Raw genomic sequence first — 6,915 nt, 5'->3', positions numbered from 1 at the left:
GGAACCTCTGATTAATTCATTCGCACCCGCAGTTGGCGCTGAGAGCGTCTGATTCAAGGCGCAGCGCGCAGCACAGTAGCCTCTGTGCTACGGGCAAGCAATGCAACGCAGAAGCAGGCGCTCTCAGCGTCAACCCCTTGTGGGCCAACGGGATTTCCCCTCTCGACTTCGTTACTCCTCGCTCATGTAGCACAGAGGCTACACTACGCTCGTCGCGCCTCGCGAGAGAAAAAATCCCGTTGGCTGCGGGCGCGAATGAATTAATCAGAGGTTCCCTAGTTGAATCCTTCCTTGTTGGCCGCCTTGAGGCGAGCCTGCTGCTTGTCAATCACACCACGGCGGACCAGGTCCTGGAGATTCTGGTCCAGCGTCTGCATGCCCGAGCCCTGGCCGGTCTGAATGGCGGAATACATCTGGGCCACCTTGCCCTCCCGGATCAGATTTCGAATGGCGGGTGTACCGATCATGATTTCATGGGCCGCCACCCGACCGCCGCCAATTTTCTTCAGCAGGGTCTGGGAAATGACAGCGCGCAGGGACTCGGAAAGCATGGCCCGAACCATATCCTTCTCGGCGGCCGGGAAAACGTCGATGATCCGGTCAATGGTCTTGGCGGCGGAACTGGTGTGGAGGGTACCGAAGACCAGGTGGCCGGTCTCGGCCGCGGTCAGGGCCAGACGAATGGTTTCCAGGTCGCGCATCTCACCCACCAGAATCACGTCGGGGTCTTCCCGGAGCGCGGAGCGCAGGGCCTCGTTGAAGCCCAGGGTGTCCCGATGGACCTCGCGCTGGTTGATCAGGCATTTCTTGCTTTCATGCACGAACTCGATGGGGTCCTCCACCGTGAGGATATGCCCCATATGATTCTCGTTGATGTAGTTGATGATCGCGGCCAGCGTGGTGGATTTACCCGAACCGGTGGGACCGGTCACAAGAACGATGCCACGGGGCGTCTCGGCAATGTCCGAGAAAATCTTGGGAGCATTGAGGTCCTCAAGCGTCAGGATCTTGGAAGGAATGGTCCGAAAGACCGCCCCGGCCCCCCGCTTCTGATTGAAGGCATTGACGCGAAAGCGGGCCAGATCCGGGATTTCGAAGGAAAAGTCACACTCGAGGAACTCTTCGAAATCCTTGCGCTGCTTGTCATTCATGATGTCATAGACCATGGCGTGGACTTCCTTGTGCTCCATGGCCGGCATGTTTATCCGACGCACATCGCCATGAACTCGAATCATGGGCGGCACCCCGGAGGAGAGGTGCAGGTCGGAAGCATCATTCTTGACCGCGAAAGTCAGCAATTGGGCGATATCAACCGCCATGGGCAAACTCCTCTACTGCGTGGGCAATAACTGGCCATATCCGGCCCGGCGCTGTTAGTGCCCCCTTGAGTGGGCGTATCATATTCGGCCTGGTCCGCTGTGCGGGGAAGCCCGCAGTGAGCAAGATAGCGCTGAATGCGGGATCACCGCAAACCCGGAGCACCGATGGCATTGGAACAACAACAGAATTCCCTGGCCCAGGCTTTTCAGCGGGTTCATGAACGCTGCCGAATTGCGGCTGAGCGCCACCAGCGAAATCCCGAGGATATCCGCCTGCTGGCGGTGAGCAAGGCCAAGCCGGCGGCCCTGATTCGGGAAGCGGCAGCCCTGGGGCAACGGGAGTTTGGCGAGAACTACCTGCAGGAGGCGGTGGAGAAGATCGATTCCCTCTCGGACCTGCCCGATCTGATCTGGCATTTCATCGGCCCCCTCCAGTCCAACAAGACCCGTTCGGTGGCAGAACGGTTTGACTGGGTCCACAGCGTCGATCGGCTGAAGATTGCCCGCCGCCTGTCCGGGCAGCGCCCCGAATCCCTGCCTGATCTCAATGTCTGCATCCAGGTCAATATCAGTGAAGAGCCCCAGAAGGCCGGGGTCGCGCCTTCGGACGTGCCAGAGCTGGCGGATCAGGTGGCGGCACTGCCCCGGCTGCGGCTACGGGGACTGATGTGCCTGCCGGCCCCCAGCGACAGTGAAGACTCACAGCGACGCCCCTTCCGCGCCCTCAAGGCTCTGGCCGACCAGCTGCAGGCCCAGGGCCACGAACTGGACACCCTGTCCATGGGGATGTCGGCGGACCTGGAGGCGGCCATCGCCGAGGGCAGCACCCTGCTGCGAGTGGGGTCGGCCCTGTTCGGCGCGCGTGAGTGAGCTATCATGTGACGCCATAAACTACCGGCTAGCAAGGAGAAATAATGTCTGAGAGCACCATTGCCTTCATCGGCGGCGGCAATATGGCCCACAGTCTGGTGGGCGGTCTCATCGCCGGCGGCCGCTCGCCCCAGCACCTCTGGGTCGCCGATCCCTTTGTGGATCAGCTGGATACCCATCGTCACCGCCACGGGATCAACGTCACCCAGGAGAACACCGAAGCCGCCGCCCACGCCGATGTCATCGTGATGGCGGTCAAGCCCCAGATCCTCCGCGAGGCCGCCGCCCAGATCGCCAGTATCGTTCAGGAACGCCAGCCACTGGTGCTCTCCATCGCTGCCGGACTGCGTGAACCGGATATCAGCCGCTGGCTCGGGGGTAATGTGCCGGTGGTAAGGGCAATGCCCAATACCCCCTCCCTGCTCCGCTGCGGCGCCACCGCTCTCTACGCCAATCCCTCGGTAAGCGCGGCACAAAAGACCCTGGCCGAAGAGATCATGGCCGCGGTCGGAATGGCGCTATGGGTGGACGAGGAAGCCCATATGGACGCGGTCACCGCTACCTCCGGCAGCGGCCCGGCCTATTTCTTCCTGGTCATGGAGGCCATGGAGAACGCTGCCCGTTCCCTGGACCTGCCCCCGGAACTGGCCCGCCGCCTGGTCCTGCAGACCGCGCTTGGCGCCGCCCGCATGGCCAATGAAGGCGATGATGACCCGGCGACCCTGCGCGAAAAGGTGACCTCGCCCGGAGGGACCACCGCTGCGGCCCTGGAAGTGCTACGCGAGCAAGGCCTGGAGGAGTGCTTCAGAAAGGCCCTGACTGCCGCCCGGGACCGATCCCAAACCCTGTCCGACGAATTCGGCCGAGACTGAGGAGACGACACCCATGGGCAGCCTTGCCACGCCCCTGTCATTTCTCGTCAACACCCTGTTCAGCCTCTACACCCTGGCTGTCATTCTGCGTTTCCTGCTGCAACGCCAGGGCGCGGATTACTACAATCCCCTGAGCCAGTTGGTGATTCGAGCCACCGACCCGGTGCTCCGCCCCCTCTATCGCCTCATCCCGGTCTGGCGGCGCTTTGATCTTGCGGCGATTGTACTGATGCTGATCCTGCAGACCATCAATGTCACCCTGCTGGCACTGATCCAACCGGTGGCCTTCCCGGGGCCCCTGGCTCTGCCACTGCTGGCTGTGGTGAAACTGGTCATCCTCTTCATCACCCTGTTCATCTTCACCATTCTGGTGCAGGTCGTGGTGAGCTGGTTGAGCCCCGGCAATCCCAACCCGGTATTGGGGGCGCTCTGGTCACTGAACCGCCCCATCCTGCAGCCCCTGCGGCGCATGATGCCCAATCTCGGGGGCATAGATATCTCACCCATGCTGGCCATGATCGGGCTGTTCTTTCTCTATCTGCTGGTACAGCAACTCTTCCTGCCGGCCTGGTTGGTGCGCATGTAGGCGGAGCAAGCCTGACAGGCCCTGCTAAACTGATATCAGGGCTCTCAAGCTGGATACCGCTGAGGTGATTACCATGCGCACACTGATACTGACACTGACAGCCGTGCTGGCCATGCATGCCTGGCAGCCGGCCACGGCCGAAGTGGAACAATCCCGTGAAGTGAACGGGCACATAATCTACTTCAATGTGCTTCCCACCAGTGCACTGCCGGAAGCGATGGCGCGGACCTATGGCATCACCCGAAGTGACCGTCGCGTACTATTGAATGTGGCAGTCCATCGCACGGATGAGGACACGCCCCGACCGGTGGAAGCGGACATCGATGCCCAGGCGGTGAATCTCAGTGCCCAGTTGCGTCGATTCCGTATGCAGGAAATCCGGGAAAGCGGCGATGAAATGGGTGAGGCAATCTATTACATCGGCGATATCCGAATCTCCGAGGGTGAGACCCTCAATTTCACGGTGACTGTCGCCCCCCGGGATTCGGAAATCAGCGAGACCATCGAATTCCAGCGCACTTTCTAGGGCGGCCTGCGGCTGACCGCGAGGAAAGACTGTGCTAACTTGCGAAAGCAGTGTCGGCTTGCGGCCGCACGCTAGTTGATTTGCGAAAAACCCCCATTCGTCAAGGAGCCCTTAATGGCAACGCGAAAGAAGAAAACTGCCGCCAAGGCGGCCCAGAAACCACCGACAAAGGCGCAGCTTGTTTCCAAGATCGCTGATGACACCGGCCTCACTCGCAAGGATGTTCAGGCCGTGTTCGATTCCCTGAACAGTGAGATCAAGCGCAACATCGGCCGCCGTGGCCCCGGCTACTTCAATCTGCCGGGCCTGATGAAGATCAAGACGGTCAAGAAGCCCGCCACCAAGTCGCGCAAGGGTGTGAATCCCTTTACCGGCGAGGAAATCACCATCAAGGCCAAGCCTGCCCGCAAGGCCGTGAAGGTGACTGCACTCAAGGGTCTGAAAGAAATGATCTGATCGGTGCCCTTTGGCGCTGACCACGAAAACCCGCCTCATTGAGGCGGGTTTTTTTGTGCACCGGGTTTGTATATCGGGTTGCCTCCGATTTGTTGAGGCCCCTTCGAGGGCGGTGACGGGGGGCGTTCCGGTCCCTTTGCCGGTGGCCTTGCTCAGGACTGTGTGAGCCAGGATGGCGAACCCAGAGCCCCCAGGGATGGGTTCACGGCGTTCCTGAGCAAGGCCACCAGAACCTAAGCCGGCACACCCCCGTCACCGCCCTCGAAGGGGCCTCAACAAATCGAAGGCAACCACGCCCCCAACACCAGAAGCCAACCCCCCAATCCAACCCCACTATTCCAGAAAATCCAACAGAGTCCGGTGCAAGGGGGTCAGATGGCCGTGAAAGAAATGCCCGACCTCGGGAAAGGACTCGACCTGAGGTGGCGACTGGTAGGCGTCCGCCCAGGCAAAGACCGCTTCCGGGTCGACAATCTCATCGGCCTCCCCCTGGACCAGCAACCAGGGACAGTCGGGGCGAGACGGGCGGGAATCACCAAAGCGGGCAACCGGAGGCGCGATACTGATCAGCTTGTCCGGCCGGGCCCGAGCCGCCGCCTGGATGGATACCTGGGCACCAAAGGAAAAACCCCCAAGCCACAAGGGCAGATCCGGATACCGCTCCCGCAACCAGGCCACCGCCGCCAGGGCATCAGCGGTCTCGCCGACGGCATTGTCGAATTCCCCCTCACTCTTGCCCACACCACGAAAATTGAATCTCAGCGTGGCCGCACCAGCGTCCACCATCGCCCTGGCCAGGGTATGGGCAACCTTGTTGCGCATCGTGCCCTGATGCAGGGGATGCGGGTGACAGGCCACCCCGATGGCTCGCGGTTGCTTGGCGGGCAACTGAAACAAGGCCTCAAGCGCACCCACGGGGCCCGCTACGGTGATGGGTTCCGGCTGGTTGGAGGCTTTTGCCATCTTGGCGACTCCCTGACAGTATGAAGGGCCGCGAATTCTATCTCAGGGGAGCTTAGCGATGAAAATGGAAATTGACGGCATTGAAGACAACGCCCCCATACCGGAAACCTTCGCCTTCGGAATTCCTGATGAAAAAGACCCCATGACATTCGGCCCCAACCGGAATCCGGCCATTCGCTGGTCCGACCTGCCCGCAGGCACCCGCTCGCTGGTGATCCTGGTGGTGGACCCGGATGTGCCCAGCGAAGCGGATGACGTCAACCAGGAAGGTCGCACGGTGTCTGCGGATCTGCCTCGCGTGCCCTTCTACCACTGGGTCATGGTGGATATTGACCCGACGCTGGGGGAAATCGGCGAGGGTAGCTGCTCACAGGAAGTGACCCCGAAGGGCAAGTCCAATCCCCCAGGCCCGGCTGGCAGCCGCCAGGGGCTCAATGATTTCACCGGCTTTCTCGCCGGCGATCCGGACATGGGCGGCAGCTATTTCGGCTACGACGGCCCCTGCCCACCCTGGAACGATGAAATCCCCCACCGCTATCGCTTCCGCCTGATTGCCACCTCCCTGGAAACAATTCCGGTGGACGGGGATTTTCGAGGGCCGGAAGTGGAAGAAGCAATCAAGGGACATGTGCTGGGCGAGGCCAGCATTACCGGTCGCTACAGCCTGAACCCGTCGGTCCCCGCCTGAATAGAGTCGAAGCGGGCCGGCCGGAAATGAAGCTTCCGGCCGGCCTTATTCCTCGGGCAGCTCACTGGCCGGGACCGTGAACTCCACGATCTCCGTGCGGCGCTCGCCATCCTGCTCTGCGGGACTCACCTGACCGCTGAAATCTCGCGCCTGAACCCGCTGCAGGGCTTGCTCTTCGTAGACACCGGCCGGACGGGCGCCGACAACTTCGGCGTCTTCGATACTGCCATCGGGGTAGACCGTGAATTCCACCTGAACGAAGCCGGTGACCTGGCGCTCGGGAAGCTCAACCGTCTCCTCGGGCCGCTCCACCTCCCGCGGCCCCTCACGAACGAACTCACGCCGCGCTTCCCGCTCCCGGTCTTCCTGACCCGGGGTCTCGAACATCGTGGTCAGTCCGATCCGGTCAATCAGTTCCACCGTGTTCTCTTCCTGCTCGTCGCGGTCATAGAACCAGCGCACACCCACGGCTGCCATGGTCAACACCAGGACCGTGGCGATGACCGCACTGATCAACATTCTTACCCAAAGCATTCCTGTCATTCTCCCATCCCGTGGCGGGATGCTGATTGTCTAGGCTTTCGACCAGCGCGGCCGAAGCTGATTCCCCATGGTAGAGGGCACTATAGTCGTGC

The 6,915-nt window shown here is 61.4% G+C and carries 9 protein-coding genes; 6 read left to right on the top strand and 3 right to left on the bottom strand.

Annotated features, from left to right (window positions below):
• Positions 1 to 275: 275 nt before the first annotated feature.
• A complete protein-coding gene (locus ACJWXQ_RS03295; protein WP_406672134.1) occupies positions 276 to 1,319 on the bottom strand; it encodes a type IV pilus twitching motility protein PilT in 1,044 nt (347 codons plus the stop codon).
• Positions 1,320 to 1,484: 165 nt separating this feature from the next.
• On the opposite strand from ACJWXQ_RS03295, the gene ACJWXQ_RS03290 reads away from it, so the two are divergent.
• The 5 genes from ACJWXQ_RS03290 (at position 1,485) to ACJWXQ_RS03270 (ending at position 4,629) form a co-directional block, all read left to right on the top strand.
• The gene (locus ACJWXQ_RS03290) at positions 1,485 to 2,189 is read left to right on the top strand and encodes a YggS family pyridoxal phosphate-dependent enzyme (protein WP_346051791.1); all 705 of its coding nucleotides are present in this window, start codon (positions 1,485 to 1,487) and stop codon (positions 2,187 to 2,189) included.
• A 44-nt stretch (positions 2,190 to 2,233) separates the two neighbouring features.
• Positions 2,234 to 3,061 carry a pyrroline-5-carboxylate reductase gene (gene proC, locus ACJWXQ_RS03285; RefSeq protein ID WP_346051789.1) on the top strand — a complete coding sequence of 276 codons (828 nt, stop codon included), beginning with the start codon at positions 2,234 to 2,236 and terminating at the stop codon, positions 3,059 to 3,061.
• A gap of 13 nt (positions 3,062 to 3,074) precedes the next feature.
• A complete protein-coding gene (locus ACJWXQ_RS03280) occupies positions 3,075 to 3,647 on the top strand; it encodes a YggT family protein (protein WP_346051787.1) in 573 nt (190 codons plus the stop codon).
• A 73-nt stretch (positions 3,648 to 3,720) separates the two neighbouring features.
• The gene (locus ACJWXQ_RS03275) at positions 3,721 to 4,173 is read left to right on the top strand and encodes a DUF4426 domain-containing protein (protein ID WP_346051785.1); all 453 of its coding nucleotides are present in this window, start codon (positions 3,721 to 3,723) and stop codon (positions 4,171 to 4,173) included.
• A 114-nt stretch (positions 4,174 to 4,287) separates the two neighbouring features.
• A complete protein-coding gene (locus tag ACJWXQ_RS03270) occupies positions 4,288 to 4,629 on the top strand; it encodes an HU family DNA-binding protein (RefSeq protein WP_346051783.1) in 342 nt (113 codons plus the stop codon).
• A 333-nt stretch (positions 4,630 to 4,962) separates the two neighbouring features.
• Here the strand turns inward: ACJWXQ_RS03270 and ACJWXQ_RS03265 are convergent, their stop codons facing one another.
• Positions 4,963 to 5,592 carry an alpha/beta fold hydrolase gene (locus ACJWXQ_RS03265; protein ID WP_346051781.1) on the bottom strand — a complete coding sequence of 210 codons (630 nt, stop codon included), beginning with the start codon at positions 5,590 to 5,592 and terminating at the stop codon, positions 4,963 to 4,965.
• 58 nt (positions 5,593 to 5,650) lie between these two features.
• Between ACJWXQ_RS03265 and ACJWXQ_RS03260 the strand changes: the two genes are divergently transcribed.
• Positions 5,651 to 6,280 carry a YbhB/YbcL family Raf kinase inhibitor-like protein gene (locus ACJWXQ_RS03260; protein ID WP_346051779.1) on the top strand — a complete coding sequence of 210 codons (630 nt, stop codon included), beginning with the start codon at positions 5,651 to 5,653 and terminating at the stop codon, positions 6,278 to 6,280.
• A 45-nt stretch (positions 6,281 to 6,325) separates the two neighbouring features.
• Here the strand turns inward: ACJWXQ_RS03260 and ACJWXQ_RS03255 are convergent, their stop codons facing one another.
• The gene (locus tag ACJWXQ_RS03255; protein ID WP_406672133.1) at positions 6,326 to 6,814 is read right to left on the bottom strand and encodes a TonB family protein; all 489 of its coding nucleotides are present in this window, start codon (positions 6,812 to 6,814) and stop codon (positions 6,326 to 6,328) included.
• Between the last annotated feature and the right edge of the window lie 101 nt (positions 6,815 to 6,915).

Source organism: Natronospira sp. (assembly GCF_007134575.1).
GTDB classification, from domain to species: domain Bacteria; phylum Pseudomonadota; class Gammaproteobacteria; order Natronospirales; family Natronospiraceae; genus Natronospira; species Natronospira elongata.
Note: the sequence above shows the minus strand (reverse complement) of the source record. Positions and strands in the feature narration are given on the sequence as shown.